Source organism: Streptomyces sp. NBC_01232, from assembly GCF_035989885.1.
Classification (GTDB): Bacteria; Actinomycetota; Actinomycetes; order Streptomycetales; family Streptomycetaceae; genus Streptomyces.
In genome coordinates, this window is sequence record NZ_CP108518.1 from 4,201,857 (window position 1) to 4,226,954 (window position 25,098).

23 protein-coding genes are annotated in these 25,098 nt (G+C 69.6%); 12 read left to right on the forward strand and 11 right to left on the reverse strand.

Annotated elements, in window-relative coordinates; translation table 11 throughout:
* The first annotated feature begins 166 nt into the window (after positions 1-166).
* Entirely contained in the window at positions 167-1,072 is a 906-nt protein-coding gene (locus OG444_RS19410; protein WP_327263353.1) for a LysR family transcriptional regulator, read from the forward strand.
* Between the two features lie 62 nt (positions 1,073-1,134).
* Positions 1,135-1,614, forward strand: coding sequence for an NUDIX hydrolase (locus tag OG444_RS19415; RefSeq protein ID WP_327263354.1), 480 nt, complete (start codon positions 1,135-1,137; stop codon positions 1,612-1,614).
* Positions 1,615-1,649: 35 nt separating this feature from the next.
* Here the strand turns inward: OG444_RS19415 and OG444_RS19420 are convergent, their stop codons facing one another.
* Both OG444_RS19420 and OG444_RS19425 read right to left on the reverse strand, forming a co-directional pair.
* Complete coding sequence (locus tag OG444_RS19420; protein ID WP_327263355.1) at positions 1,650-2,858, reverse strand: globin domain-containing protein; 1,209 nt, start codon at positions 2,856-2,858, stop codon at positions 1,650-1,652.
* A 121-nt stretch (positions 2,859-2,979) separates the two neighbouring features.
* The gene (locus OG444_RS19425; protein ID WP_327263356.1) at positions 2,980-3,630 is read right to left on the reverse strand and encodes an HAD family hydrolase; all 651 of its coding nucleotides are present in this window, start codon (positions 3,628-3,630) and stop codon (positions 2,980-2,982) included.
* A 189-nt stretch (positions 3,631-3,819) separates the two neighbouring features.
* Here OG444_RS19425 and OG444_RS19430 point away from each other — a divergent pair, with 189 nt between their 5' ends.
* Genes OG444_RS19430 through OG444_RS19440 form a run of 3 tightly spaced genes read left to right on the forward strand, consistent with a single transcriptional unit; the run spans position 3,820 to position 6,419 of the window.
* Positions 3,820-4,713 carry a GNAT family N-acetyltransferase gene (locus OG444_RS19430; RefSeq protein ID WP_327263357.1) on the forward strand — a complete coding sequence of 298 codons (894 nt, stop codon included), beginning with the start codon at positions 3,820-3,822 and terminating at the stop codon, positions 4,711-4,713.
* 17 nt (positions 4,714-4,730) lie between these two features.
* Positions 4,731-5,192, forward strand: coding sequence for a GNAT family N-acetyltransferase (locus tag OG444_RS19435; protein WP_327263358.1), 462 nt, complete (start codon positions 4,731-4,733; stop codon positions 5,190-5,192).
* A 57-nt stretch (positions 5,193-5,249) separates the two neighbouring features.
* Complete coding sequence (locus OG444_RS19440) at positions 5,250-6,419, forward strand: winged helix DNA-binding domain-containing protein (protein WP_327263359.1); 1,170 nt, start codon at positions 5,250-5,252, stop codon at positions 6,417-6,419.
* Positions 6,420-6,452: 33 nt separating this feature from the next.
* Here the strand turns inward: OG444_RS19440 and OG444_RS19445 are convergent, their stop codons facing one another.
* Together OG444_RS19445 and dnaB are read right to left on the reverse strand one after the other, a co-directional pair.
* The gene (locus tag OG444_RS19445) at positions 6,453-7,838 is read right to left on the reverse strand and encodes a serine hydrolase domain-containing protein (protein ID WP_327263360.1); all 1,386 of its coding nucleotides are present in this window, start codon (positions 7,836-7,838) and stop codon (positions 6,453-6,455) included.
* A gap of 9 nt (positions 7,839-7,847) precedes the next feature.
* Positions 7,848-9,314: a replicative DNA helicase gene (gene dnaB, locus OG444_RS19450; RefSeq protein WP_030713894.1), complete on the reverse strand. Its 1,467-nt coding sequence runs from the start codon at positions 9,312-9,314 to the stop codon at positions 7,848-7,850.
* Between the two features lie 452 nt (positions 9,315-9,766).
* Between dnaB and OG444_RS19455 the strand changes: the two genes are divergently transcribed.
* Complete coding sequence (locus OG444_RS19455) at positions 9,767-11,104, forward strand: MATE family efflux transporter (protein WP_327263361.1); 1,338 nt, start codon at positions 9,767-9,769, stop codon at positions 11,102-11,104.
* A gap of 153 nt (positions 11,105-11,257) precedes the next feature.
* Here OG444_RS19455 and rplI read toward each other — a convergent pair whose 3' ends face one another.
* The 4 genes from rplI to rpsF form a co-directional block, all read right to left on the reverse strand.
* Positions 11,258-11,704, reverse strand: a complete 447-nt coding sequence (rplI, locus tag OG444_RS19460) for a 50S ribosomal protein L9 (protein WP_327263362.1) — start codon at positions 11,702-11,704, stop codon at positions 11,258-11,260.
* Positions 11,705-11,722: 18 nt separating this feature from the next.
* On the reverse strand, positions 11,723-11,959 hold the full coding sequence (rpsR, locus tag OG444_RS19465) for a 30S ribosomal protein S18 (protein ID WP_005315025.1): 237 nt from the start codon (positions 11,957-11,959) through the stop codon (positions 11,723-11,725).
* Between the two features lie 43 nt (positions 11,960-12,002).
* Entirely contained in the window at positions 12,003-12,608 is a 606-nt protein-coding gene (locus OG444_RS19470) for a single-stranded DNA-binding protein (protein ID WP_327263363.1), read from the reverse strand.
* A gap of 72 nt (positions 12,609-12,680) precedes the next feature.
* Positions 12,681-12,971: a 30S ribosomal protein S6 gene (gene rpsF / locus OG444_RS19475; protein WP_004950685.1), complete on the reverse strand. Its 291-nt coding sequence runs from the start codon at positions 12,969-12,971 to the stop codon at positions 12,681-12,683.
* A 250-nt stretch (positions 12,972-13,221) separates the two neighbouring features.
* Between rpsF and OG444_RS19480 the strand changes: the two genes are divergently transcribed.
* The 3 genes from OG444_RS19480 (at position 13,222) to OG444_RS19490 (ending at position 15,893) form a co-directional block, all read left to right on the forward strand.
* A complete protein-coding gene (locus OG444_RS19480) occupies positions 13,222-13,524 on the forward strand; it encodes a hypothetical protein (RefSeq protein ID WP_030008388.1) in 303 nt (100 codons plus the stop codon).
* A 142-nt stretch (positions 13,525-13,666) separates the two neighbouring features.
* A complete protein-coding gene (locus OG444_RS19485) occupies positions 13,667-14,785 on the forward strand; it encodes a lipid II:glycine glycyltransferase FemX (protein ID WP_327263364.1) in 1,119 nt (372 codons plus the stop codon).
* A 76-nt stretch (positions 14,786-14,861) separates the two neighbouring features.
* Complete coding sequence (locus OG444_RS19490) at positions 14,862-15,893, forward strand: alanine racemase (protein ID WP_327263365.1); 1,032 nt, start codon at positions 14,862-14,864, stop codon at positions 15,891-15,893.
* Positions 15,894-15,901: 8 nt separating this feature from the next.
* Here OG444_RS19490 and OG444_RS19495 read toward each other — a convergent pair whose 3' ends face one another.
* Both OG444_RS19495 and OG444_RS19500 read right to left on the reverse strand, forming a co-directional pair.
* Complete coding sequence (locus OG444_RS19495; RefSeq protein WP_327263366.1) at positions 15,902-17,362, reverse strand: glycosyltransferase family 87 protein; 1,461 nt, start codon at positions 17,360-17,362, stop codon at positions 15,902-15,904.
* 93 nt (positions 17,363-17,455) lie between these two features.
* Positions 17,456-20,047: a transglycosylase domain-containing protein gene (locus OG444_RS19500; RefSeq protein WP_327263367.1), complete on the reverse strand. Its 2,592-nt coding sequence runs from the start codon at positions 20,045-20,047 to the stop codon at positions 17,456-17,458.
* Between the two features lie 276 nt (positions 20,048-20,323).
* On the opposite strand from OG444_RS19500, the gene OG444_RS19505 reads away from it, so the two are divergent.
* From OG444_RS19505 to OG444_RS19515, 3 genes are all read left to right on the forward strand, one after another.
* On the forward strand, positions 20,324-20,926 hold the full coding sequence (locus OG444_RS19505) for a PadR family transcriptional regulator (RefSeq protein WP_030008393.1): 603 nt from the start codon (positions 20,324-20,326) through the stop codon (positions 20,924-20,926).
* A 49-nt stretch (positions 20,927-20,975) separates the two neighbouring features.
* Positions 20,976-22,058: an inositol-3-phosphate synthase gene (locus OG444_RS19510; RefSeq protein ID WP_327263368.1), complete on the forward strand. Its 1,083-nt coding sequence runs from the start codon at positions 20,976-20,978 to the stop codon at positions 22,056-22,058.
* Positions 22,059-22,162: 104 nt separating this feature from the next.
* The gene (locus OG444_RS19515; RefSeq protein ID WP_327263369.1) at positions 22,163-23,431 is read left to right on the forward strand and encodes an MFS transporter; all 1,269 of its coding nucleotides are present in this window, start codon (positions 22,163-22,165) and stop codon (positions 23,429-23,431) included.
* Positions 23,432-23,529: 98 nt separating this feature from the next.
* On the opposite strand, the gene OG444_RS19520 is transcribed toward OG444_RS19515, so the two are convergent.
* On the reverse strand, positions 23,530-24,996 hold the full coding sequence (locus OG444_RS19520; protein ID WP_327263370.1) for a CCA tRNA nucleotidyltransferase: 1,467 nt from the start codon (positions 24,994-24,996) through the stop codon (positions 23,530-23,532).
* Positions 24,997-25,098: the final 102 nt, after the last annotated feature.

Consider the following 25,098-nt stretch of genomic DNA (forward strand, 5'->3'; position numbering starts at 1 on the left):
GGCAAGCGGTCCGAGCCTCCCCCCTGGTGGCTCGGACCGCCCCGGGTTCCGCTCGCGAAGAACCACGCGACAAGGCTAATTGACCCTGCGTCAGAGTCCAATCACGGTAACGACAGGGACCTATCTGCATATTTATAGTTGAAGGCCCCCACCGAGAGGTGCCGCGATGGACCTGACCCTGCTGCGCACCTTCGTCGCCGTCCACCGGGCCGGCTCGTTCACGCGCGCCGCCACCCTCCTCGGACTCTCCCAGCCCGCCGTGACCTCGCAGATCCGCACGCTGGAGCGCCAGTTGGGGCGCCCTCTCTTCCACCGCCGGGCGCGTGGCGTCACGCCCACCGCCGTCGGCGACGAGCTGGCCCACAAGGCCGCCCCGCACCTCGACGCGCTGCTGCGGATCACGGAGACCGAGCGGGAGGCCGCCGGGGCGTTACGCACCCTCCACGTCGCCGGGCCCCCCGAGTTCCTGTGCCTGCGGGTGCTCCCCGCCCTCTCGCTCCTCGTCGGCCAGGGGCACACGCTGCGCGCCGCCCCGCAGGCCGATGCCGGGGCGACCCTCGACGGGCTCGCCGCGGGCCACCACGACCTCGTCGTCACCACGGCCCATCCCCGGGGCGGGCTCTTCAGGGCCACCGCCCTGTGCGACGAGGAGCACGTCCTGGTCGCCGCGCCCTACTGGGCCGCCCTCGTCGACCGGGACCGGCTGCGCGAGGAGGGGCCCGCCGCGCTGGACGGCATCCCGCTCGTCGAGGTCCACGAGAGCCTGCCGCTCGTCACCCGCTACTGGGCCGCCGTCTTCGACACCCTGCCCGATGCCAGGTCCCTGGCGGCCACCGTGGTCGTGCCCGACCTGCGGGCCGTACTGGAATGCGTCCGGGCCGGCGCCGGGCTCGCCGTCCTGCCCCGCTACCTGTGCCAGGACGCCCTCGACAGCGGCCGGATCGTGGCTCTGGCGGAGCCCGCCGTGCCGCCGCTGCGCACCTGGTTCCTGGTCGTACGGACCGGGAGCCTGGCCCTCGCCCACCTCGCGAGGGCGCACGACCGGCTGCTGGATGCCGCCGTGCACTGGTGAGCCCGCCCCTTTTCCGGCCCGTGGCGCGTTTCAGAAGCGGAGTGGCGGGCCACTCTTCTCCCATGACCGAACGTCCCGTGGTCAAACGCACCGCCCGCGCGATCCTGCTCGACGGTGACGACCTGATCCTCATCAAACGCACCAAGCCCGGCGTCGATCCGTACTGGCTCACCCCCGGCGGGGGAGTGGAGCCCTCGGACACCACTGTCGTCGACGCCCTTCACCGGGAGGTCCACGAAGAACTCGGCGCGAAGATCACCGATGTGGTGCCCTGCTTCGTCGATACCGTCGAGCACATCGCCGACGGAGGGGTGACGGGCGTGAAGGTGCAGCACTTCTTCGTCTGCCGCCTCGAATCGATGGACCCGAGCCTGCGGCACGGCCCCGAAATCGATGAGCCCGAGGGCGAGTACGAAATCGTCCGCGTGCCCTTCAGCCGGGTGGGCATCGCCGCCGTCCATCTCGTCCCGCTGTCCCTACGGCATTACCTCGACGGCAACATCGAGGGTGTGCGTGCCATGCACGCTCCCGACCTGGGCTGAGGCGCGGCTGAGACCGGCGGGCTGCCCGTCCGGTCTCAGCCGGCGATGCCCGCCAGCTCCTCCACCGCGTCGTGCCGGATCCGCTCACCGGGGATACCGATCCGAAGGAGCTCGTCCACCCCGTTGCGGATCATCGCGGGCGGCCCGGAGATGAAGGCGTCGTACGAGCGCCAGGGCCCGTGCTCGCCCACCGCGTGCGGCAGCTGCCCGGCGAGCCCGTCGCCGACCACCGGGCGCACCGACAGCCACGGGTGCGAGCGCTGGAGCCCCAGCAGCGTGTCCTTGTCGTACAGGTCGCTGTCGCTGCGGGCCCCGAAGAAGACCTCCACCGGACGCCGCTCACCGTGCTCGGCCACGTCCTCGATCAGCGCCTTGATGGGGGCGATACCGGTGCCCCCGCCCAGGCAGAGCATGCCGTTGTCCGTGGTGTGGTCCACCACCATCGACCCGGCCGGCGGTCCCAGGCGCAGTACGTCCCCCGGGCGGGCGTGGCGCACCAGCGCGTTGGAGACCCATCCCGCGGGGACCGCCTTGACGTGGAAGGACAGCAGTCCGTCGGCGCGCGGCGCCGAGGCGAAGGAGTAGTGCCGCCACACCCTCGGCCACCACGGGGTCTCCAGGCTCGCGTACTGGCCGGCCAGGAAGGCGTAGGGCTGGTCGGGGCGGACCGTCAGCACCGCGATGTCCGGGGTGCGCAGGTCGTGGGAGACGACCTCCGCGTGCCACCACGCCGGGGCCTTCACCTCGTCCTCGGCCGCCGCGTCGATCATGACCTGGGAAATCGCGGTGTACGCCCGGACCCAGGCGGCCTGTGTCTCCGGCCCCCAGCTGTTCTCCGCGTACCGGGCCAGTGCGCCGACGAGGGCCTCGCCGACCGCCGGGTAGTGACCGGCCATGGTTCCGTACTTGCGGTGCCCCGTGCCCAGTCGGCGCAGGTAGGGAACGAGGACGGCGGGGTTGTCGATGTGTTCGGCTGCGGTCAGGAGCGCCTTCAGCAGCCGGTCGCGCTGTGTGTCCATGGCTGCGGGGAACATGCCGCGCACTTCAGGGTGTCCGGAGAACACCAGGGCGTAGAAGTACGAGGTCACCCGGTCGGCGACGGGAGCGATCTCCGTGAGTGTCCGGCGGATGAGCACGGCATCCGGTGAGGGCTCGATCGCGCCGCCCTCGCCGGATATCCGGGCCGGTTCGCGTCTGGCCGATCTGGTGGGCGGAGCGTCCATGCGGTGCCTCGCTTCGAGCATCTCGGTCGGTCTGCACACGCCACGGCCTGTGAATCCGTGGTTCCGGGTTTCACAGCGTGCCAGCCGACTCAGAGGCCTGCGGGGAAACGCGGAAAATCCGCGTTTCGAACCCACTTTCCTCCTAAGATGCGTCAACTCCCGGGCGCGTCAGCCCTACAAGCTGGTATGCCTCGCGCAGATCCCGACCTTCGTAGACATGCGTCGCCCGCTCCGCGAGAAAGGGCCGTGCATTGACCGCGACCGAAACCGGCACGGCTTCGAAGAGCATGACGTCGGTCCCCGAATCCCCGTAGGCGACGCAGTCGCTCCGGCTCACACCGAACTCCGCGCACAGTCGGTCCGCCACTCTGACCTTGCCCTCGGGTGTCAGGATCCCCGCCTCCTCCACGGGCCGGGTGAACGGCACCTCCGGGAAGACCGACCCGTGCGCGGCATGCGCGCCCCACTCCAGCAGCATCTCCACGAAGAAGGACGGCGACAGGGAGATCACCGCGCAGTAGTCCCCGCGTTCCCGGATCTCGCGCCACACGTCCTGGATTCCCGTGAGCCAGGGAGCTCCGTCGAACGCGGCCCGGACATGCGCGGGCGTCAGATCGGCCCACAGGGCATGGGCAGCGACCGAGAACTGGTGCGGCCCCATCATCTGTGCGCCGAAGGCCCGCTCCAGCTCGGCGATCTCGGCGCTCAGCCCGAGCTGACGGGAGATCTCCACGGGCGCTGCCGAGCCGTACATCAGCGTCCCGTCGAGGTCGAAGAGGTGCAGGAGAGTCATAGCCACCGAGGCTAGTGGGTCGGTTTCACGTGAAACACCGTGTTTCACGTGAAACACGGTCCGGGCAGTCCGTATGGAGTTCCCCGGGGCGGTCCGTGGAGTTCCCCGATGTTTCACGTGAAACATCCACCTGAACATCCACCCTCAAATCCTCTGGACGACTCCCGGTCCATGATCCAGTCTGGGCCGGTGACACCACCACACATCACCGATCTACCGATCCGGGCGCTGACCGTGGACGATCTCCACCGCTGCGCCGACCTGTCCGAAGATCGCGGATGGCTCCGCGAGGACCACAAGTGGCGTCTGCTCCTCACCGCGGGAGGCGGCTACGGCGTCGATGCCCCGGACGGCCGGGGGCTCGCGGCCTCCTGCGTCGTCACCCGGTACGGCAGTACCCACGCCGGGCCCGAGCTTGCCGCCATCGGGATGGTCCTCGTGGCCGACCGCTTCGCCCGCCAGGGCCTGGGACGCCGACTGATGAGCCACGTCTGCAACGACGTGCTCAAGGGAGTCCCCCTCACCCTGCACGCCACTCCCTACGGGCGCCCCCTCTACGAGGAACTGGGCTTCGAGACCACCGGCCGTGCCGAGATGCTGACGGGCGTCTTCCGGCCCGAGGGTGCCCCCGACACGTACGGCACCGCCCGGGTCCGGCCGGCCAACGCCGAAGACCTCCCCCGCATCCTGCGTCTGGACGCGGAGGTCTTCGGCACCGACCGCACGCACATGATCACCCGGCTGCCCGCCTTCGCCGACCGGCTGATCGTCGCCGAGGACCCCACTGCGGACGGCGCCCTCACCGGCTACGCCGCGGCCTGGCCCAATCTCGACACGCAGGTCATCGGCCCGCTGATCGCCCACGACACCGCGACCGCCCAGTCGCTGATCACCGCGCTCGCCATGGGCACCGACCGGGCACTGCGCACCGATGTCGATGTACGCCACGAGGACCTCCTCGCCTGGCTCAAGGACCGGGGCCTCGCCTCCGTGGCCTTCAACGCCGTCATGACCCGAGACATCCCCGGCCTGCCCGGTGACTGGACCCGCCGGTGGGCGCCGCTCACCGTGGCCGCGGGCTGAGAGAGGAGATCACCGCCGTGACCGACACTCCCGAGCTGACGATCCGGCCCGCCACCGAGGCCGATCTGCCCGCCATCGTCGCCATGCTCGCCGACGACCCGCTCGGCGCCACCCGTGAGTCCCCGGACGACCTCACCCCGTACTGCGCGGCCCTGAAGCGCCTCACCGACGACCCCAACCAGCACCTGGTCGTCGCCGTCCGCGCCGGCCGGGTCGTGGGCACCCTGCAGCTGACCATCGTCCCGGGACTCTCCCGCAAGGGGGCCACCCGTTCCATCATCGAGGGCGTCCGCGTGCACGCGGACGAGCGCGGCAACGGCCTGGGCACCCGGTTCGTCGAATGGGCCGTCGAGAAGTCCCGCGCCGAGAACTGCACGCTGGTGCAGCTCACTTCGGACGCGAGTCGCACCGATGCCCACCGCTTCTACGAACGGCTCGGGTTCACCGCCTCGCACGTGGGGTTCAAGCTCCAGCTCTGACCCGCCGTTCCGGCAGGCCGGGCCGCCGCGTGGGCGGCCCGGCCTACGATCGGGAGGATGAGCCTTCCCCTCGTCACCACCGCCGAGCGACGCCACCGGCTCGGCCGCCGCCACCGCCTGGCTCCCTCGGCCCGCGCCGCCACGGTCGCGGAGGCGGCGGACTCCGTCGTCGCCCTGCACGCCACCGACGCCGCGACCGTCTACCTCTCGGCCCGGGCCCGGCTCACCGAAGGCGGCACGGACGCGATCGAGCGGGCGCTCTACGAGGACGTGAGCCTGGTGCGGCTGCTCAGCATGCGCAACACACTCTTCGCGGTCTCCACCGGACTCGCCCCCTACGTCGATGCCTCCACGGCCCGCGCGATCGCCGCGAAGGAACGCCGCACCCTCCTCAAGCACCTCGACGAGGACGGTCAGGGACTCGACGCCCAGTGGCTGGCCCGGACCGAGGCCGCCGCACTGGACGCCCTCGACGCCCACGGCCCCTCCACCGGCAGCCAGCTGTCCGCGGCCGTACCCGCGCTGCGCCAGAAGATCACCATCAGCCGTGGCAAGAAGTACGAGACCGAGCAGGGGGTCACCACCCGGGTCATCCGGCTGCTCGCCGCCGACGGCCGGATCCGCCGTGACCGACCCCGCGGCTCGTGGACCTCCAGCCAGTACCGCTGGGTCCACACCGAGCCCTGGCCCGCCGTACCCGCCGCCGAGGCCCGCGTCGAAATCGCCCGCCGATGGCTGCGCTCGTACGGCCCCGCCACCGAGGCCGACCTCAAGTGGTGGACCGGCTGGACCCTCACGGAGGTCCGCAAGGCGCTCGCCGCCGTGGGCCCCGACCAGGTCCGTCTGGAGGACGGCAGCGCCGCTCTGGTCAGCCCCGGGGACACCGGGACCGAACCGGCGCCGGAGCCGTGGGCGGCGCTGCTGCCCGCCCTCGACCCCACCGGGATGGGCTGGGCCGACCGCGGCTTCCACCTCGACCCCGCCCACAGGAGCGCCCTGTTCGACTACGCCGGCAACATCGGGCCCACCGTCTGGTGGAACGGCGAGATCGTCGGCGGCTGGGCGCAGCGCTCCGGCGGCGAGATCGTCTGGCGGCTGCTGGGCAGCCCCGGGCGGGCCGCCGAGCAGGCGATCACCGCCGAGGCCGCCCGCCTCGCCGCATGGGTGGGCGACGCCCGGATCACCCCGCGCTTCCGCACCCCGCTGGAGCGTGAACTCGTCGCCTGAAACGGGCCGGCCGGCCGGACCGGCCCCGGGCCGTCAGCCGATGCCGCGCCAGCCCTGCGGGTCGACCCCGCCGGGCACCGGGGCATCGGCGTCGTACGGCTCCCTCGTGAACACGAAGGACGCCAGGTCGAGGTGGCTCACCGAGCCGTCCTCACGGCGCACCGCCCGCAGGGTCTCACCGGCGTAGTAGCCGGTGAGACCGGTCCAGCTGCCGTCCGGCTCGGCCCGGAAACGGGCCGTGCGCCCGCTCGCGCCGACCGGTGCCAGTTCCAGCAGCCCGTCCGCGGTGAGGCGCACCACGTGGGCCGAGGTCCCCCAGTACCAGGGGCCGCACAGCTCCAGCGGCACGTGGTCCGACTCCAGGAACGGCCGCCACGGCCGCGGGAACCGCGGCTCGGCATCCGCCACGATCCCGACCAGGTCCACGGCCACCGTCGAGGCCGGCAGTCCCGAGGTGCAGTTCGCCAGCACCACCGCCGCCACGTCGTCCGCCTCGCTCAGCCACAGCCCCGCGACGAACCCCGGCAGCGACCCGCTGTGCCCCGCGAGCCTCCGCGGGCCGACGGCCGTCAGCTGCATGCCCAGCCCGTAGCCGAGGTCGCCGAGACCGGGCTCCGGGGGCGCGGCCGCCGTACGCATCTCCCGTACGGACTCGGCGTCAAGGACACGGGCGTCGCCGCGCAGCAGGAAGTCGGCGAAGCGGGCGAGGTCCCGCGTCGTGGACCACAGCCGGCCGGCCGCGGCCATCAGCCCGAGGTCCTCCAGCGGCTCGGGCATCATCAGGTCCGCCCAGGGATGCACCGCCCAGCCACCCGCGTGCGGGGCCTGCGGCTGTCCGCTGGTGCGCTCCAGTCCCAGGGGTTCCAGCACCTCGGCCAGCAGCACGTCCTCCCAGGGCTTTCCGCGGACCGCCTCGATCAGCGAACCCAGCAGGGTGTAGCCGGGGTTGGAGTAGTGGTGCCTCGTTCCCGGCGTGTGCTTGAACGGCTTCTCTCCCAATACGTCGGCGAGGTCGGGCCGTTGTCCGCCGGGGGTGCGCTCCCACCACTCGCCGGGCGTCTCCGCAGCCAACCCTCCCGTGTGGGACAGCAGTTGACCGATGGTCACCTGTCCGGCGCCGGTCCCCGGCAGGTGCTTCTCGAGCGGGTCGGTGAGCGAGAGCAGTCCCTCGTCCCGCAGTCGCATCACGAGGACCGCGGTGAACGTCTTGGTGATCGACCCGATCCGGTACTGGACGTCGCCGTCCGGTCCGTGCCCCTCGACCGAGGTCCTGGATCCCTCCCAGACCACCTCGCCGCCGCGCAGGACGGCCGCGACCACCGACGGCGCCCGCCCTTCGCTCTGTGCGACGGCGATCCGGTGCCTCAGCGCGCGCCGCGTGGCAGGGAGCAGTTCCAGGTCCTCAGCAAACTCATCCATGATCGGATGCTACGTGTTGGCCATGTCCACGAAGCGTGAATAGTGGCCCTGGAAGGCGACGGTGATGGTGGCCGTGGGGCCGTTACGGTGCTTAGCCACGATCAGGTCCGCCTCACCGGCACGGGGGGACTCCTTCTCGTACGCGTCCTCGCGGTGCAGCAGGATCACCATGTCCGCGTCCTGCTCGATCGAGCCGGATTCACGGAGGTCGGAGACCATCGGCTTCTTGTCGGTGCGCTGCTCCGGACCACGGTTCAGCTGGGAGAGCGCGATCACGGGGACCTCCAGCTCCTTCGCCAGCAGCTTGAGGTTTCGGGACATGTCCGAGACTTCCTGCTGACGGCTCTCGGGACGGCGCGATCCGCCCGACTGCATCAGCTGGAGGTAGTCGATGACCACGAGCGAGAGGTCGTTGCGCTGCTTGAGCCGGCGGCACTTGGCCCGGATCTCCATCATCGACAGGTTGGGGGAGTCGTCGATGTAGAGCGGGGCGGCGGAGACGTCCGGCATCCGGCGGGCCAGCCGGGTCCAGTCGTCGTCCGTCATCGTGCCCGAGCGCATGTGGTGGAGCGCCACCCGGGCCTCCGCCGAGAGCAGGCGCATGGCGATCTCGTTGCGTCCCATTTCGAGGGAGAAGATCACGCTCGGCAGGTTGCTCTTGATGGAGCAGGCCCGGGCGAAGTCCAGTGCGAGGGTGGACTTACCCATGGCGGGTCGGGCGGCGATGACGATCATCTGGCCCGGGTGCAGGCCGTTGGTCAGCGAGTCGAGGTCGGTGAAACCGGTGGGAACGCCGGACATCTGGCCGCTGCGGGAGCCGATCGCCTCGATCTCGTCGAGGGCGCCCTCCATGATGTCGCCGAGCGGCAGGTAGTCCTCGGAGGTCCGCTGCTCGGTGACGGCGTAGATCTCGGCCTGGGCGCTGTTGACGATCTCGTCGACGTCGCCGTCGGCCGCGTAGCCCATCTGCGTGATCTTCGTACCGGCGGCGACGAGACGGCGCAGGACGGCCCGCTCGTGGACGATCTCCGCGTAGTACTCGGCGTTCGCCGCGGTGGGCACGGACTGGACCAGGGTGTGCAGGTACGAGGCCCCGCCCACCTTGCTGATCTCGCCGCGCCGGGTCAGCTCTGCGCCGACGGTGATCGGGTCGGCCGGCTCGCCCTTGGCGTACAGGTCGAGGATGGCCTGGTAGATCGTCTCGTGGGAGGGCCGGTAGAAGTCGTGGCCCTTGAGGACCTCGACGACGTCCGCGATGGCGTCCTTCGAGAGCAGCATGCCGCCGAGCACCGACTGCTCGGCGTCGAGGTCCTGCGGAGGAACGCGCTCGAAGCCGCCGCCACCGCCGGAGTCCCAGGAGCCGCCCTCGCGGCCCCGGTCGTGCTGTTCGTCCCCGCGGCCACGGCCTTCGCTGTTACGGCGCGGACGGGCGGGCAGACGGTCTCCCGGACCACTGTCGGCCCAGGGGTCGTCCATGGGCTCGGGCATGTTCACCGGGCCGCCTCCTCCCGTCCGCTGCGCGGACCTCGCCGTGTCACTCTTTCTACGACACGGCTCTGACATTTGGGGCACCCGAATCCGCCGTCGGCGAGTCGGGCAACGAACCACGGTAGGCCCGCGAGCGGCGTCAGCCAATCTTGTTATCCACAGGCTGTGTGGATGACATGTGGATGACGGCACCAATGCTGTGGGTAACTCCCCGGAAGCTGTGTACGGACCGGGGGACGACGCTGTGGACAAAATCACCCGCGCCACCCCGTTACCGCACCTGACCTGCACTTTTCTCCTCCAGGGCCAGCGGTGGAGAAAATTCTTGGCCACTGTCTCAAGATCGCCTCCAACGAGGTGCGGGGAACGCCCAAGTCAGCGCGTCAGTAAGGATCCAAAGACCGTTGCATCCATTACCTGTGGAAGATTAGATTGAGCACATGACACAGGCCATCACAGCACCCGAGGCGGGGCCGCGACGGCACGACCGGGAGATCTTCGCACTCGCCGTCCCCGCCTTCGGCGCACTCGTCGCGGAGCCCCTCTTCGTGATGGCCGACAGTGCCATCGTGGGGCACCTCGGCACCCCCCAGCTGGCCGGTCTCGGCATCGCCGCAGCGGTGCTCACCACCGCTGTGAGCGTGTTCGTCTTCCTCGCCTACGCCACCACCGCGGCCGTCGCGCGCCGCGTCGGCGCGGGAGACCTCCAGGCGGCCATCCGGCAGGGGATGGACGGCATCTGGCTCGCCCTCCTGCTGGGCGCGGCCGTCATCGCCGTCGTACTGCCCACGGCCCCCTCGCTGATCTCGCTCTTCGGGGCGTCCGACACCGTCGCCCCGTACGCGATCACCTACCTGCGGATCTCCGCCCTCGGCATCCCGGCCATGCTCATGGTCCTGGCGGCCACCGGGGTCATCCGCGGCCTCCAGGACACCCGTACACCGCTCTACGTCGCCATCGGAGGGTTCGCCCTCAACGGAGCCCTGAACGTCGCCCTCGTCTACGGTGCGGGCCTCGGCATCGCCGGCTCCGCCTGGGGCACGGTCATCGCCCAGTGCGCCATGGCCGCCGCGTACCTCTTCGTGGTCGTACGCGGAGCCCGGCGGCACGGCGCCTCCCTGCGCCCCGACACCGCGGGAATCCGGGCCTGCGCCCAGGCGGGCGCTCCCCTGCTGGTCCGCACCCTGTCACTGCGCGCCATCCTGATGATCGCGACCGCCGTGGCCGCCCGGCTGGGCGACGCCGATGTCGCCGCCCATCAGATCGTGCTCGCCCTGTGGAGCCTGCTCGCCTTCGCGCTGGACGCCATCGCGATCGCCGGGCAGGCGATCATCGGGCGCTACCTGGGCGCAGGAGACACCGAGGGCGCCAAGGCCGTCTGCCGCCGCATGGTGCAGTGGGGAATCGCCTCGGGCGTCGTCCTCGGCCTGCTGGTGGTCCTGGCCCGCCCGGTCTTCATTCCACTGTTCACCAGTGATCCGGCCGTCGAGGCGGCGTTGCTGCCGGCCCTGCTGGTCGTGGCCCTCTCCCAGCCCGTCTCCGGCATCGTCTTCGTGCTCGACGGGGTCCTGATGGGCGCCGGCGACGGCCCCTACCTGGCCCGGGCCATGCTGGTGACGCTCGCCGTGTTCACCCCGGCCGCGCTGCTCGTGCCGGTCGTGGGCGGCGGCCTGACGGCCCTCTGGTGGGCCATGACACTGATGATGGTGGTCCGGATGGTCACCCTCCGGCTGCGCGCCCGCTCGGGCCGGTGGCTGATCGCGGGAGCCAGCCGCTAGGAGCGTCCCTTCCGAGCCCCGCCGGCTCCGGAAGCAGACGGTGTTTCACGTGAAACACCGTCTCCCCGCACCCGGATGTTTCACGTGAAACAGCGCCCGGCAACGACGAAGGGCCGCACCCCGATGGGGTGCGGCCCTTCGCGTACGCAGCCCTTAGGCGGCGACGACCTCGACGCCCACGTTCGCGGCCACGTCAGCGTGCAGACGCACGGAGACCTGGTACGAACCGAGGGTCTTGATCGGGGAGCCGAGCTCGACGCGGCGCTTGTCGACCTTCGGGCCGCCCGAGGACTCGATCGCCGTGGCGATGTCGGCCGGGGTCACGGAACCGAAGAGACGACCGGCGTCACCCGCGCGGGTGGCCAGACGGACCTTCACACCCTCGAGCTTGGCCTTGACCTCGTTGGCCTGCTCGATGGTCGCGATCTCGTGGATCTTGCGGGCGCGGCGGATCTGCGCCACGTCCTTCTCGCCGCCCTTGGTCCAGCGGATCGCGAAACCACGCGGGACCAGGTAGTTGCGAGCGTAGCCGTCCTTGACGTCGACGACATCGCCGGCGGCACCGAGGCCAGTAACCTCGTGGGTCAGGATGATCTTCATTAGTCGGTCACCCTTTCCTTATCGCGCGGTGGACGTGTAGGGCAGCAGCGCCATCTCACGGCTGTTCTTGACGGCCGTGGCGACGTCACGCTGGTGCTGCGTGCAGTTGCCGGTAACGCGGCGGGCACGGATCTTGCCGCGGTCGGAAATGAACTTCCGCAGCATGTTCGTGTCCTTGTAGTCCACGTACGCGGTCTTGTCCTTGCAGAATGCGCAGACCTTCTTCTTAGGCTTGCGCACAGGCGGCTTCGCCATTGTGTCTCTCCTGTGTGATCAAGAAGTGGGGATACGAGCTGCCCTAGAAGGGAGGCTCGTCCGAGTAGCCACCGCCGGAGCCGCCGGAGCCGCCGGAGCTTCCGCCCCAACCGCCCCCGCCGCCGCCCTGCTGCTGGCCACCGGCCGGCGCGCTGGACGCCCACGGGTCGTCGGAGGGAGCTCCGCCGCCCGGCTGCTGCTGGCCACCGGGGGCTCCGCCCCAGTTGCCACCGCCGCCGCCCTGCTGCTGACCGCCGCCGCCGTATCCACCCTGGCCACCGCGACCGGTGGTCTTGGCGACCTTGGCCGTGGCGTTCTTCAGGCTGGGGCCGACTTCCTCGACGTCCAGCTCGTAGACCGTGCGCTTGACACCCTCACGGTCCTCGTACGACCGCTGCCTCAGCCGGCCCTGCACGATGACGCGCATGCCCCGCTGGAGGGACTCGGCGACGTTCTCAGCCGCCTGCCGCCACACCGAGCAGGTCAGGAACAGGCTCTCGCCGTCCTTCCACTCATTGGTCTGACGGTCGAAGGTGCGGGGGGTGGACGCGACACGGAACTTCGCGACCGCCGCACCCGAGGGGGTGAAGCGCAGCTCGGGGTCGTCGACGAGATTGCCGACGACCGTGATGACGGTCTCGCCTGCCATGGATGAACCTCTCGGCGGGGATTGCTGCTGGGCTGCTGTGCTACTCGATCCCGATTACCGCTGAACCGAAGTTCAGTGGGTCTCGGGGCGAAGGACCTTGGTCCGGAGAACCGACTCGTTCAGGTTCATCTGTCGGTCAAGCTCCTTGACGACCGCAGGCTCGGCCTGAAGGTCGATGACCGAGTAGATGCCCTCGGGCTTCTTCTTGATCTCGTAAGCGAGACGACGACGGCCCCAGGTGTCGACCTTCTCGACCTTTCCGTTGCCCTCACGGACGACAGAAAGGAAGTTCTCGATCAGCGGGGAGACAGCGCGCTCCTCGAGATCGGGGTCGAGGATGACCATCACTTCGTAGTGACGCATGTGGAACCCACCTCCTTTGGACTCAGCGGCCACGGTCGTTCCGTGGCAGGAGGGTCGTGATGCGTAAGCACGGCGTCCGCAGAGCAGACACCGCGCAGCTGTACAGACTACCTGCTCGACTCCTTCCGGTTGAAATCCGGCGGGAGAGGGCCACAATCTGTATCCATCGGGTGTGCTCGGTGCTAGGCCTGCGGCCCCATGCCGGAGGCAGCCCGCAGCACCGCCAGCTTCAGCCAGGAGGTGCCTTCCGATGGCACAGGCAATGCGGCCCCCTCAGATCTCCCTGCTCTCCACCGACGGCAAGCCCCATCCGCTGCAGGACACCCTGATGGCGGTCACCCTGACCCTCGGCGCCGTGGCGTTCGTCACGGCCTTCTTCCACAACCTGCACCTGATCAGCTCGTGGGCCGGGCTGATCGGAATCCTGACGGGTGCGTACGGACAGTTCGTCTCCGTCACGACACGCGAGCGCTTCGCGCTGATCATCGGCCTTGGCGCGTCTGCCATCGGCTTCTACCTCGGCATGTTCCACGGCGGCCTCTTCGGCGGCTGACCGGCCGCACCGGGACTCCTCGGCGGCAGGGCGCCGGCCAGGCACCGGCCCGGGCCCACGGCCCGTCCCCCAGAAGGGTGGCGCCCCTGTCGCAGTAGGCTTCGCGCCATAGCCAGCGAAGCCGCCGGAGGAGACGCCCCGCATGAGCCTGTCCCTGAGGACCATCAGCCGAGAGCAGCATCTGGGTTACCTCCAGAGCCTGCCCTCGGCTAGCCACTGCCAGGTCCCGGCGTGGGCCGACGTGAAGAACGAGTGGCGTTCCGAGAACCTCGGATGGTTCAACGAGTCCGATGAACTCGTCGGCGCGGCCCTCGTGTTGTACCGGCAGCTGCCCAAGGTGAAGCGGTACCTCGCGTACCTGCCCGAGGGCCCGGTCATCAACTGGTACGCCCCGAATCTGGAGGAGTGGCTCCAGCCGATGCTGGCCCACCTCAAGCAGCAGGGCGCCTTCACGGTGAAGATGGGTCCGCCCGTCGTCATCCGCCGCTGGAACTCGACCGCCATCAAGGCCGGCATCCAGGACCCGAACGTGAAGCGCCTGCGCGACGTGGAGGCCTCGGTCATCGAGCCCCGCGCGTTCGAGGTGTCGGACAAGCTGCGCCGCATGGGCTGGCAGCAGGCCGAGGACGGCGGCGCCGGCTTCGGTGACGTCCAGCCGCGCTACGTCTTCCAGGTACCGCTGGCCAACCGCTCGCTGGACGACGTCCTCAAGGGCTTCAACCAGCTGTGGCGCCGCAACATCAAGAAGGCCGAGAAGGCCGGCGTCGAGGTCGTCCAGGGCGGCTACGAAGACCTGCCGACCTGGCAGCACCTGTACGAGATCACGGCCGAGCGCGACAAGTTCCGCCCGCGCCCGCTCAGCTACTTCCAGCGCCAGTGGACGGCCCTCAACTCCGAGGACCCCAACCGGATGCGCCTCTACATCGCCACGCACGAGGGAGAGCCGCTGGCCGCCGCCACGATGCTCACCGTCGGCCAGCACGTCTGGTACTCGTACGGCGCCTCCGCCAACCACAAGCGCGAGGTCCGCCCCTCGAACGCGATGCAGTGGCGCATGCTGCGCGACTCCTACGCGCTCGGCGCCAGCGTCTACGACCTGCGCGGCATCTCTGACACGCTGGACGAGAACGACCACTTGTTCGGTCTGATCCAGTTCAAGGTCGGCACGGGCGGCGAGGCCGTGGAGTACGTCGGCGAGTGGGACTTCCCGCTCAACAAGGTGCTGCACAAGGCCCTCGACATCTACATGTCGCGCCGCTGACCCGGCACCCACCCCGCCCCACACACAGACAGCACCGCTGCACCACGCAGCTTCTCAGGAGAGGTTCCGGACGGGCATGGCGCTCACGCTCTACGTCGACACCGCGCGCTGGCGTGCGCACCAGAAGCAGATCCAGGACCAATTCCCCGGGCTGATCCCGGTCTGCAAGGGCAACGGCTACGGCTTCGGCCACGAGCGGCTCTGCGAGGAGGCGACCCGCATGGGCGCCGACATCCTGGCCGTGGGCACCACGTACGAGGCCGCCAGCATCAAGGACTGGTTCGGCGGCGACCTGCTCGTCCTCACCCCGTTCCGGCGGGGCGAGGACCCGGTGCCGCTGCCCGACCGGGTCATCCGCTCGGTCGCCTCGCTCGACGGCGTGCGCGGTCTGGTGGGGGCCCGGGTGGTCATCGAGTGCATGAGCTCGATGCGCCGCCACGGCATCTCCGAGCAGGACCTCGGACAGCTGCACTCCGCGATCGAGGACGTCCGCCTGGAGGGCTTCGCCCTGCACCTGCCCCTGGACCGCCCGGACGGCTCGGACGCCGTCGAGGAGGTCATCGGCTGGATGGACCGGCTGCGCGCGGCCCGGCTGCCGCTGCACACCATGTTCGTGAGCCATCTGCGGGCCACGGAGCTCGCGCGGCTGCAGCAGCAGTTCCCGCAGACCCGCTTCCGGGCGCGCATCGGCACCCGGCTGTGGCTGGGCGACCACGAGGCCACCGAGTACCGGGGCGCGGTCCTGGACGTCACGCGTGTGGCCAAGGGCGACCGGTTCGGCTACCGCCAGCAGAAGGCCGCTTCCGACGGCTGGCTGGTCGTGGTCGCCGGCGGTACCTCGCACGGGGTGGGCCTGGAGGCCCCCAAGGCGCTCCACGGTGTGATGCCGCGCGCCAAGGGAGTCGCCCGGGCGGGCCTCGCCACCGTCAACCGGAACCTTTCGCCCTTCGTGTGGGCGGGCAAGCAGCGCTGGTTCGCGGAGCCTCCGCACATGCAGGTGTCGATCCTGTTCGTGCCGTCGGACGCCGCCGAGCCGAAGGTCGGCGACGAGCTGGTGGCGCACCTGCGCCACACCACCACGCAGTTCGACCGGGTGCTCGACGCCTGAGTCCGCGGTCAGTCCTTGGGGCCCGCGCCCCAGTCGACCCGCTGTCCGTCCGAGGGCGCCGCGTACTGCGGCGCCCTCGCCGCGTTCGCCAGCACGAACACGTCCTCGGCCCCGTCCAGGACGCCGCCCGAGGGGTCGTCCGAGCCGTCCCGCCGTACGACGTCCCGCTCGGGCATCAGGATGTCCCGGACGATGACCGCGCACAGGTACAGGGTGGTCAGCAGGTGGGCGGCGATCGCCAGCTGGTAGCCCTCCACGGGCAGGCCCTGGTGCTTGTCACCGCTGCTCGTGTAGGCGAGGTAGAACCAGATGCCGAGGAAGTAGACGACCTCGCCGGCCTGCCAGATCAGGAAGTCCCGCCAGCGGGGCCGGGCCAGCGCGGCCAGCGGGATGAGCCACAGCACGTACTGCGGCGAGTAGACCTTGTTGCACAGGATGAAGGCGGCGACGACGAGGAAGGCCAACTGCGCGAACCGCGGACGGCGCGGGGCGGTCAGGGTGAGCAGGGCGATGGCCCCGCACAGCAGGAGCGTCAGCCCGGTCGCGTACGTGTTGGCATCGACCAGGGGGTTGCCCGAGCGCTGGGAGATCAGCAGCCACACGGAGCCGAAGTCGATGGGCCTCTCCTGGCTGAAGGTGTAGAACTTCGTCCAGCCGTCCCAGGCGAAGAGCATGACGGGCAGGTTCACGGTGAACCAGGCCAGGGCCGCGCCGAAGGCGGCCAGGCCGAATTCTCGCCACTTCCCGGCCCGCAAGCAGAGCACGAACAGCACGCCGAGCAGCAGGACGGGATAGAGCTTGGCCGCGGTGGCCAGGCCGATGAAGACGCCGAAGAGGACCGTCCGCCCGCGGGACCACATGAGCATGCCGGCGGCGGTCAACGCGATGGCCAGCAGGTCCCAGTTGATCGTCGCCGTCAGGGCGAAGGCGGGCGCCAGGGCGAAGAGCAGGGCGTCCCAGGGGCGCCGGCGGTGGGTGCGGGCGACGCACACGGCGATGACGGCCGCGCAGGCCATCAGCATGCCCGCGTTGACCATCCAGTACATCTGCTCGCGGTGCTGCATGGAGCCGCCGGTCGGGGTCAGCCAGGAGGCGATCTCCATGAAGAGCCCGGTGAGCACCGGGTACTCCAGGTACTCCATGTCACCGGGGAGCCGGTCGAAGTAGGGCGTGAGGTTGTCCGCGAAGCCGCGCACCGCGTACAGGTGCGGGATGTCCGAGTAGCAGGCGTGGGTGTACTGGGAGCCCGCCCCCCGGAACCAGGCCCAGTCGTAGCAGGGCAGCTTCTGGACCATGCCCAGCGCGAACATGCCGATGGCGATGAGGGCCACGACGCGGACCGGCCCCAGCCAGTGGCCGCCGAGCCTGGCGTAGCGGCCCAGGGGGCCGCCGATGAGCTCACTGCCGGCTGCGGCGACCTCGTCCTGCTGCGTGGGCAGTACGGGGCGGTCCTCGTGCACCTTCGTCATGCGCTCATCCTGCCGTACGGCGCCGGACATGGGGGAAGGCCGTCGCACGGCGGGTGCGGCGGCCTTCCCGGGTTCACGGAGCGGCGGTACGGGTCACTCGGGGTTGAAGTCGTCGATCCCGCCGGTGGTGCCGCCCGGGCGGCCCGGTCTGCCGGACTGCGACGGAGACGGTGATCCGCTGGGACCGCCGATGACTCCGGAGGTGGTGCCGGAGTTGGTGCCGGTGTTCGTGCCTCCGTTGGTGGTGCCGCGCGTGGTCTCCGGGTCGCAGTACAGCTCCCACGGCCGGCACGGCCGGCCGCTCTTGGACGGGGAGGGCGACGGCGACGGGGAGGCCGGCGGGACGGTCGACGGGGACGGCGACGGCGGGGCGACGACCGAGGGCGAGGGGGAGGGGGCGCCGGCGGAGTCGGCGGTGACGCCGATGTCCTCGGCCTCCGGGAACTCCTTGACCGGGACGCCCTTGAGGGCATCGCGCATGTACTCGGTCCAGATCTCGGCCGGGATGTCACCACCGTGGAGGGAGGGGATGTCACCCACGCCCTTCATGGAGATCAGCTTCTTGTCCGCCGAGTTGGGGTTGGTGCGGAAGAGGGCCACCGAGGTGGACAGCTCCGGGGTGTAGCCGACGAACCACGCCGACTTGTTCTCGTCGGTGGTACCGGTCTTGCCGGCGGCCGGCCGGCCGAGCTTCTTGACCTTGGTCGCGGTGCCGTTCTGGACCACGTTCTCCAGGACCTTGGTGATGTTGTTGGCGATGTCGCTGTCCATGGCCCGCTGGTCCTTGGGCGGCTCGAAGCCGGACAGTTCCTCGCCGTTCTTGTCGACCTTGCTCACCGAGAACGGCTCGCGGTGCGTACCGGAGGCGGCGAAGGTCGCGTACGAGTCGGCCATCCGGATCGCGCTGGGGGTGGAGGTGCCGAGGGCGAAGGAGGCGTCGGTGTTCGGGTTCATCGACTCCTCCAGGATGCCCGTGGACTTGGCCACGGCCCTGACCTTGTCGTGACCGACATCGAAGACGAGCTGCGCGAACGGGACGTTGATGGACTTCTCCATCGCCTCGTTCAGGGTCACGTACCCGAAGGGGGTGGGGCTCTCGTTCTTCTGCTTGAACGGGTTGCCCGACGCGTCGCGCAGGGGCCTGCCCTCACGGTTGTTGATCACGGTGAGGTCGTTGGCCTGGTACTTGCTGTCGACCGAGATGCCCTTGCCCTTGGAGTTCTGGGTGCCGTACTCCATCGCGGCCGCCAGCACGTACGGCTTCCAGGTCGAGCCGACCGGGACACCGCTGGTGTTGGCGTTGTTGCTGAAGTACTTGTGGTCCCAGCCCGGGCCGCCGTACAGGGCGACGATGGCTCCGGTCTTCACGTCCACGGAGGCCGCGCCGAACTGCACGAAGGTGTCGGTCTCGGGGCGTTCCTTCTCGTTGATCAGCCCGTTGCGGGTGTCCTCGACCGCCTTGACCAGGGCGTCCACCCTGGGCTTCTCGAAGGTGGTCTTGATCCGGTAGCCGCCCAGAGCCATCTGCTCGGGGGTGATGCCCTTGACCTTCATCACGTAGGCCTTGGCCGTGTCGACCAGGTATCCGATCTGGCCGGTCATGCCGCGGGCCTGCTCGGAGTCGACGCGCGGGGGGAAGTCGGCGTCGGTGTACTTCGCCCGCTCGGCCTTGTCCATCCGGCCGACCTCGACCTCGCGGTCCAGCACCCAGGACCAGCGCTCCCGGGCCCGCTTCTCGTTGAGCTCGGGGGTTGCCGCGGCGCCGATGCCGCCGTCCGGGTTGTAGAGGTTGGGGCCCTTCAGCATGGCGGCCAGGAACGCGCATTCGGAGGGGTTGAGGTCCTGGCTGTCCTTGCCGAAGTAGGCATGGGCGGCTGCCTGGATCCCGTAGGCGTCCCGGCCGTAGTAGGCGGTGTTCAGGTAGCCCGCGAGGACCGTGTCCTTGCGCTCGGACACACCCAGCCTTATCGCGATGAAGAGCTCGGTGGCCTTGCGCTTGAGCGTCTGGTCGGAGTCCAGGTAGGTGTTCTTCACGTACTGCTGGGTGATGGTCGAGCCGCCCTGGGTGGAGCCGCCCGTGCCCATGTTCCACACGGCGCGGGCGATGCCCATCGGGTCCACGCCCTTGTCGGTCTCGAAGGACTCGTTCTCCGCCGCGATCACGGCGTCCCGCATCGACCGGGGGATGCTGGAGATGGGCACGATCTGCCGGTTCATCGAACCGCCCGTCGCGACCATCTGGCTGCCGTCGGCCCAGTAGAAGACGTTGTTCTGCGCCTGGGCGGCCTTGTTCGGGTCCGGCGTGCTCACCATGGCGATGCCGATGCCGGCACCCGCGATGATCACCGCGAAGACGCCCAGGGCGGTGCCGGAGACGAACTTCCAGGACGGAACGAAGCGCTTCCAGCCGTCCCGGTCGGACCGTGGGTAGTTGATGAGGCGCTTGTCCGGGCGCCCGGTACCGCGCGTGGTGGCCCTACCGCGGCCGGCGGTCCCTCTCTGGGAGGCCCTGCGGGCCTCTGCACGGCTGCCCTGGGCGGACTGCGGTGCGTACGGACCGCTGTGTGACGCCGTGGGGACGTCACGTCCGGCCCCGCCCCTTGCGGGGCGCTGCTGGGCGGCGCGGCGGGCCGAGGCTCGCCCACCACCCTCGGGCTGCGGCGTTTTGCGGCGGTGCTCGCTCATCGAACGACTACTCCTCGGGCAGGCGAGTGGCCTGGAAGCGGCAGATTAGTTCCGGTGTCCCCCCGGTGTCATCGCCCACAGACTACGCACGCTCAAAACGCGCCCAGTGCCGAAGTTCACCCCAAATCAGGCAACCTGCCTGGTGCGAATTGGTGATGTGACACCGGTCACCATGTCTCCCCTTGTCGATCAGGGCGCCCCGTTCTATCGTCTGGATGTATCGAGTCGATACATCAGCTCGGTATAAAGACTCAGGGGCGGAGGAGAGGAAGGCGGATGAGCAGACGCTCAGGCATCCTCGAGTTCGCCGTCCTCGGCCTGCTCCGCGAATCCCCCATGCACGGTTACGAGCTGCGCAAGCGGCTCAACACCTCGCTGGGGGTGTTCAGAGCCTTCAGCTACGGGACGCTCTACCCCTGCCTGAAGACGCTGGTCGCCAACGGCTGGTTGATCGAAGAACCGGGCAACGCTCCGGAGGACGCTCTCGCCGCTTCACTCGCAGGGCGCCGCGCCAAGATCGTCTACCGGTTGACGGCCGCGGGTAAGGAGCACTTCGAGGAGCTCCTCTCCCACACGGGCCCCGACACCTGGGAAGACGAGTCCTTCGCCGCCCGCTTCGCCTTCTTCGGCCAGACCGAACGAGACGTGCGCATGCGGGTACTGGAGGGCCGCCGCAGCCGGCTTGAGGAGCGTCTGGAGAAGATGCGCGCCTCGATCGCCCGGACGCGGGAGCGTCTCGACGACTACACGCTTGAGCTGCAGCGGCACGGCATGGAGTCCGTGGAGCGCGAAGTGCGCTGGCTGAACGAGCTCATCGAGAGTGAGCGGGCGGGACGGGATCGGAGACGATCCGGTCCGTCCGACGAAACTGAAAAATGAGGCCTGCACCTCGCAGACCTCGTCCGAGAACAAACAGGGAGCAACCGGAATGGGTTCGGTTCGCGTAGCCATCGTCGGCGTAGGCAACTGCGCCGCCTCGCTGGTGCAGGGCGTCGAGTACTACAAGGACGCCGACCCGGCGGCCAAGGTCCCCGGTCTGATGCACGTCCAGTTCGGCGACTATCACGTGCGTGACATCGAGTTCGTCGCCGCGTTCGACGTCGACGCGAAGAAGGTCGGCCTCGACCTTTCGGACGCCATCGGCGCCAGCGAGAACAACACCATCAAGATCTGCGACGTCCCGAACGCCGGTGTGACCGTTCAGCGCGGCCACACCTACGACGGTCTGGGCAAGTACTACCGCATGACGATCGAGGAGTCCGCCGAGGCTCCGGTCGACGTGGTCCAGATCCTCAAGGACCGCCAGGTCGACGTCCTGATCTGCTACCTGCCGGTCGGCTCCGAGGCCGCGGCGAAGTTCTACGCCCAGTGCGCCATCGACGCCAAGGTCGCCTTCGTCAACGCCCTCCCGGTCTTCATCGCCGGCACCAAGGAGTGGGCCGACAAGTTCACCGAGGCCGGTGTCCCGATCGTCGGCGACGACATCAAGTCGCAGGTCGGCGCCACCATCACGCACCGCGTGATGGCGAAGCTGTTCGAGGACCGCGGTGTCCGTCTTGAGCGCACCATGCAGCTCAACGTCGGCGGCAACATGGACTTCAAGAACATGCTCGAGCGCGACCGCCTCGAGTCGAAGAAGATCTCCAAGACGCAGGCCGTCACCTCGCAGATCCCCGACCGTGAGCTCGGCGAGAAGAACGTCCACATCGGCCCGTCCGACTACGTCGCGTGGCTCGACGACCGCAAGTGGGCCTACGTCCGCCTCGAAGGCCGCGCCTTCGGCGACGTCCCGCTGAACCTCGAGTACAAGCTCGAGGTGTGGGACTCCCCGAACTCCGCCGGTGTCATCATCGACGCCCTGCGCGCCGCGAAGATCGCCAAGGACCGCGGTATCGGTGGCCCGATCCTGTCGGCGTCCAGCTACTTCATGAAGTCCCCGCCGGTGCAGTACTTCGACGACGAGGCCCTGGCCAACGTCGAGAAGTTCATCAAGGGCGAGGTCGAGCGCTAACCGAACCCAAGGGTCGCACCGACACCTGGACTTCGGCTGTTCTTCCGCGGAGGGTCCCTGGGCAATGTGCCCGGGGACCCTCCGCGTATGTGACCCTTGCCCTCATGCCTGTCGTACGTGATCTGCGCGTACTCCTGCGCCTGAGGGATTTCCGCAACCTGCTCGCCGTACGGCTGCTCTCCCAGGCCGCGGACGGCGTCTACCAGGTCGCACTCGCCACCTACGTCGTCTTCTCCCCGGAGAAGCAGACCTCACCGGCAGCCATCGCCTCCGCCATGGCGGTCCTGCTGCTGCCTTATTCGGCGATCGGACCCTTCGCCGGGGTGCTCCTCGACCGCTGGCGCCGCCGCCAGGTCTTCCTCTACGGCAATCTCCTGCGGGCCTTCCTCGCCTGCGTCACCGGGATGCTGATCGTCGCGCAGGTGCCCGACTGGCTGTTCTACGCCTCGGCGCTGTCCGTGACCGCAGTCAACCGCTTCGTGCTGTCCGGGCTCGCCGCGTCACTGCCCCACGTCGTCGGACCCGGCCAGCTGGTCACCGCCAACGCGCTCTCCCCCACCGCAGGGACCCTCGCTGCGGTGGCCGGCGGAGGGCTGGCCTTCCTCGTCCGGCTGCTGGCATCGGACTCCAATGCCCTCGTCGTCCTCCTCGGAGCCGGGCTGTACCTCTGCGCAGCCCTCGTCTCCCTGCAGCTGGCCATCGGCCTCCTCGGGCCGGACCACCCCGTCGGCCGGGCCCACCCGTCGGTCACCGAAGGGGTGGCCCTCACGGTGCGAGGGATGGCCGAGGGCCTGCGGCACCTCGCCACACGGCCCCGGGCGGCCCGGGCGCTCACCGCGATGACCATGATGCGGTTCTGCTACGGGGCCCTGTTCGTCATGCTGCTGATGCTCTGCCGCTACTCCTGGTCCGACAACGAGGCCGACGGCCTGGCCCTGCTGGGAGTCGCCGTCGGCGCCTCCGGGGCCGGATTCTTCGCCGCCGCCGTCGTGACGCCCTGGATGGTGGGCAGGCTGGGCACCCTCGGCTGGATCACCGCCTGCTCCGCGGGGGCCGCGGTCCTCGTACCGGCACTTGGCCTGTCCTTCACCCCGGGACCGATGCTCGTCGCCGCGTTCGTACTCGGCCTCGCCACGCAGGGCGCCAAGATCGCCACGGACACGGAGATCCAGTCCCAGGTGAACGACGACTACCGCGGCCGCGTCTTCTCCGTCTACGACGTGCTCTTCAACGTCGCCTTCGTCGGCGCGGCGGCGGTGGCCTCCCTGATGCTCCCGACCGACGGGCGGTCCGTACTCCTGGTACTCATCGTGGCCGTGCTCTACGCCGCGACCGCGGTGCTGCTGGCCCGGCACGAGCGACGTTTCACGTGAAACATCTCCCGCGCCCGGCCGACCGGTGTCCACGACGACCATCCCTGAAGCACCCGGGGCGATGTTTCACGTGAAACATCGCCCCGGGTGCTTCAGGCTCAGGCCTGCGAGGCCCACCACTCCTTCAGCGCGACGACAGCGGCCTCACGCCCCATCGGGCCGTTTTCCAGCCGCAGCTCCAGGAGGAAGGCGTAGGCCTTGCCGATCACCGGGCCCGGGCCCACGTCGAGTACCTGCATGATCTCGTTGCCGTCCAGGTCGGGCCGGATCGCGTCCAGCTCCTCCTGCTCCTGCAGCTGCTCGATGCGCTCCTCCAGCCCGTCGTAGGTGCGGGAGAGGGCATTGGCCTTGCGCTTGTTGCGCGTGGTGCAGTCGGACCGGGTCAGCTTGTGCAGACGCTCCAGCAGCGGACCGGCGTCGCGGACGTAGCGCCGCACCGCGGAATCGGTCCACTCCCCGTCGCCGTAGCCGTGGAAGCGAAGGTGCAGCTCCACCAGCCGGGACACGTCCTTGATCATGTCGTTGGAGTATTTCAGAGCGGTGAGCCGCTTCTTGGTCATCTTCGCGCCCACCACCTCATGGTGGTGGAAGGAGACCCGGCCGTCGCTCTCGAAGCGGCGGGTGCGGGGCTTGCCGATGTCGTGCAGCAGAGCCGCGAGCCGCAGGACGAGGTCCGGGCCGTCCTCCTCGAGTGCGATCGCCTGCTCCAGCACGATCAGCGAGTGGTCGTAGACGTCCTTGTGCCGGTGGTGTTCATCACGCTCCAGCCGCAGCGCGGGCAGCTCGGGAAGCACCCGGTCGGCCAGCCCCGTGTCCACCAGCAGTCCCAGACCCTTGCGCGGGTGGGCGGACAGGATGAGCTTGTTCAGCTCGCCCTGGACCCGCTCCGCGGACACGATCTCGATCCGCTCGGACATCGCCTTCATGGCCGCCACGACCTCCGGGGCGACCTCGAAGTCCAGCTGCGCGGCGAACCGCGCCGCCCGCAGCATCCGCAGCGGATCGTCGGAGAAGGAGTCCTCCGGGGTTCCGGGAGTGCGCAGCACCCCGGCCGCCAGGTCCTCCAGGCCACCGTGCGGGTCGATGAACTCCTGCTCGGGCAGGGCCAGGGCCATCGCGTTGACCGTGAAGTCACGCCGGACCAGGTCCTCGTCGATCGAGTCGCCGTAGGAGACCTCGGGCTTGCGCGACGTACGGTCGTAGGCCTCCGAGCGGTACGTCGTGACCTCGATCTGGAAATTCCGTACGACGTCCCCGACGAGCGCGTTCTTCTGCGCCCCGACGGTGCCGAAGGCGATGCCGACGTCCCACACCGAGTCCGCCCACGGCCGGACGATCTTCAGAACGTCCTCGGGGCGGGCATCGGTGGTGAAGTCGAGATCGTTGCCGAGACGCCCCAGCAGCGCGTCGCGGACGGACCCACCGACCAGGGCGAGGCGGAAGCCCGCCTCCTGGAATCGGCGGCCGAGCTCGTCGGCGACAGGGGCGACCCGCAGCAGTTCACTGACCGCGCGGAGCTGCACCTGACTCAGGGCACTGGGGTTGTCTTCGTTGGCGTTCGGCACAACTGAAAAGGGTACGTGCCCGGCCCACCGGGGGCCGCCCCGTTTTGTGGCCACCCCGGTACGCTCCCGACCCGGCCCTGAGCCGATCATGTGGAGCAAGGC

Bases quoted from the DNA above. Each gene is read 5' to 3' on its own strand.
- OG444_RS19455 (WP_327263361.1), top strand. From the start codon at position 9,767: ATGACACAGGCCATCACAGCACCCGAGGCGGGGCCGCGACGGCACGAC.
- OG444_RS19500 (WP_327263367.1), bottom strand. From the start codon at position 20,047: ATGAGCGAGCACCGCCGCAAAACGCCGCAGCCCGAGGGTGGTGGGCGA.
- OG444_RS19485 (WP_327263364.1), top strand. From the start codon at position 13,667: ATGAGCCTGTCCCTGAGGACCATCAGCCGAGAGCAGCATCTGGGTTAC.
- OG444_RS19495 (WP_327263366.1), bottom strand. From the start codon at position 17,362: ATGACGAAGGTGCACGAGGACCGCCCCGTACTGCCCACGCAGCAGGAC.
- OG444_RS19515 (WP_327263369.1), top strand. From the start codon at position 22,163: ATGCCTGTCGTACGTGATCTGCGCGTACTCCTGCGCCTGAGGGATTTC.
- OG444_RS19415 (WP_327263354.1), top strand. From the start codon at position 1,135: ATGACCGAACGTCCCGTGGTCAAACGCACCGCCCGCGCGATCCTGCTC.
- rpsR (WP_005315025.1), bottom strand. From the start codon at position 11,959: ATGGCGAAGCCGCCTGTGCGCAAGCCTAAGAAGAAGGTCTGCGCATTC.
- OG444_RS19490 (WP_327263365.1), top strand. From the start codon at position 14,862: ATGGCGCTCACGCTCTACGTCGACACCGCGCGCTGGCGTGCGCACCAG.
- OG444_RS19420 (WP_327263355.1), bottom strand. From the start codon at position 2,858: ATGCTCGAAGCGAGGCACCGCATGGACGCTCCGCCCACCAGATCGGCC.
- OG444_RS19410 (WP_327263353.1), top strand. From the start codon at position 167: ATGGACCTGACCCTGCTGCGCACCTTCGTCGCCGTCCACCGGGCCGGC.
- OG444_RS19510 (WP_327263368.1), top strand. From the start codon at position 20,976: ATGGGTTCGGTTCGCGTAGCCATCGTCGGCGTAGGCAACTGCGCCGCC.
- rpsF (WP_004950685.1), bottom strand. From the start codon at position 12,971: ATGCGTCACTACGAAGTGATGGTCATCCTCGACCCCGATCTCGAGGAG.
- rplI (WP_327263362.1), bottom strand. From the start codon at position 11,704: ATGAAGATCATCCTGACCCACGAGGTTACTGGCCTCGGTGCCGCCGGC.
- OG444_RS19470 (WP_327263363.1), bottom strand. From the start codon at position 12,608: ATGGCAGGCGAGACCGTCATCACGGTCGTCGGCAATCTCGTCGACGAC.
- OG444_RS19445 (WP_327263360.1), bottom strand. From the start codon at position 7,838: ATGGATGAGTTTGCTGAGGACCTGGAACTGCTCCCTGCCACGCGGCGC.
- dnaB (WP_030713894.1), bottom strand. From the start codon at position 9,314: ATGGACGACCCCTGGGCCGACAGTGGTCCGGGAGACCGTCTGCCCGCC.
- OG444_RS19480 (WP_030008388.1), top strand. From the start codon at position 13,222: ATGGCACAGGCAATGCGGCCCCCTCAGATCTCCCTGCTCTCCACCGAC.
- OG444_RS19505 (WP_030008393.1), top strand. From the start codon at position 20,324: ATGAGCAGACGCTCAGGCATCCTCGAGTTCGCCGTCCTCGGCCTGCTC.
- OG444_RS19440 (WP_327263359.1), top strand. From the start codon at position 5,250: ATGAGCCTTCCCCTCGTCACCACCGCCGAGCGACGCCACCGGCTCGGC.
- OG444_RS19425 (WP_327263356.1), bottom strand. From the start codon at position 3,630: ATGACTCTCCTGCACCTCTTCGACCTCGACGGGACGCTGATGTACGGC.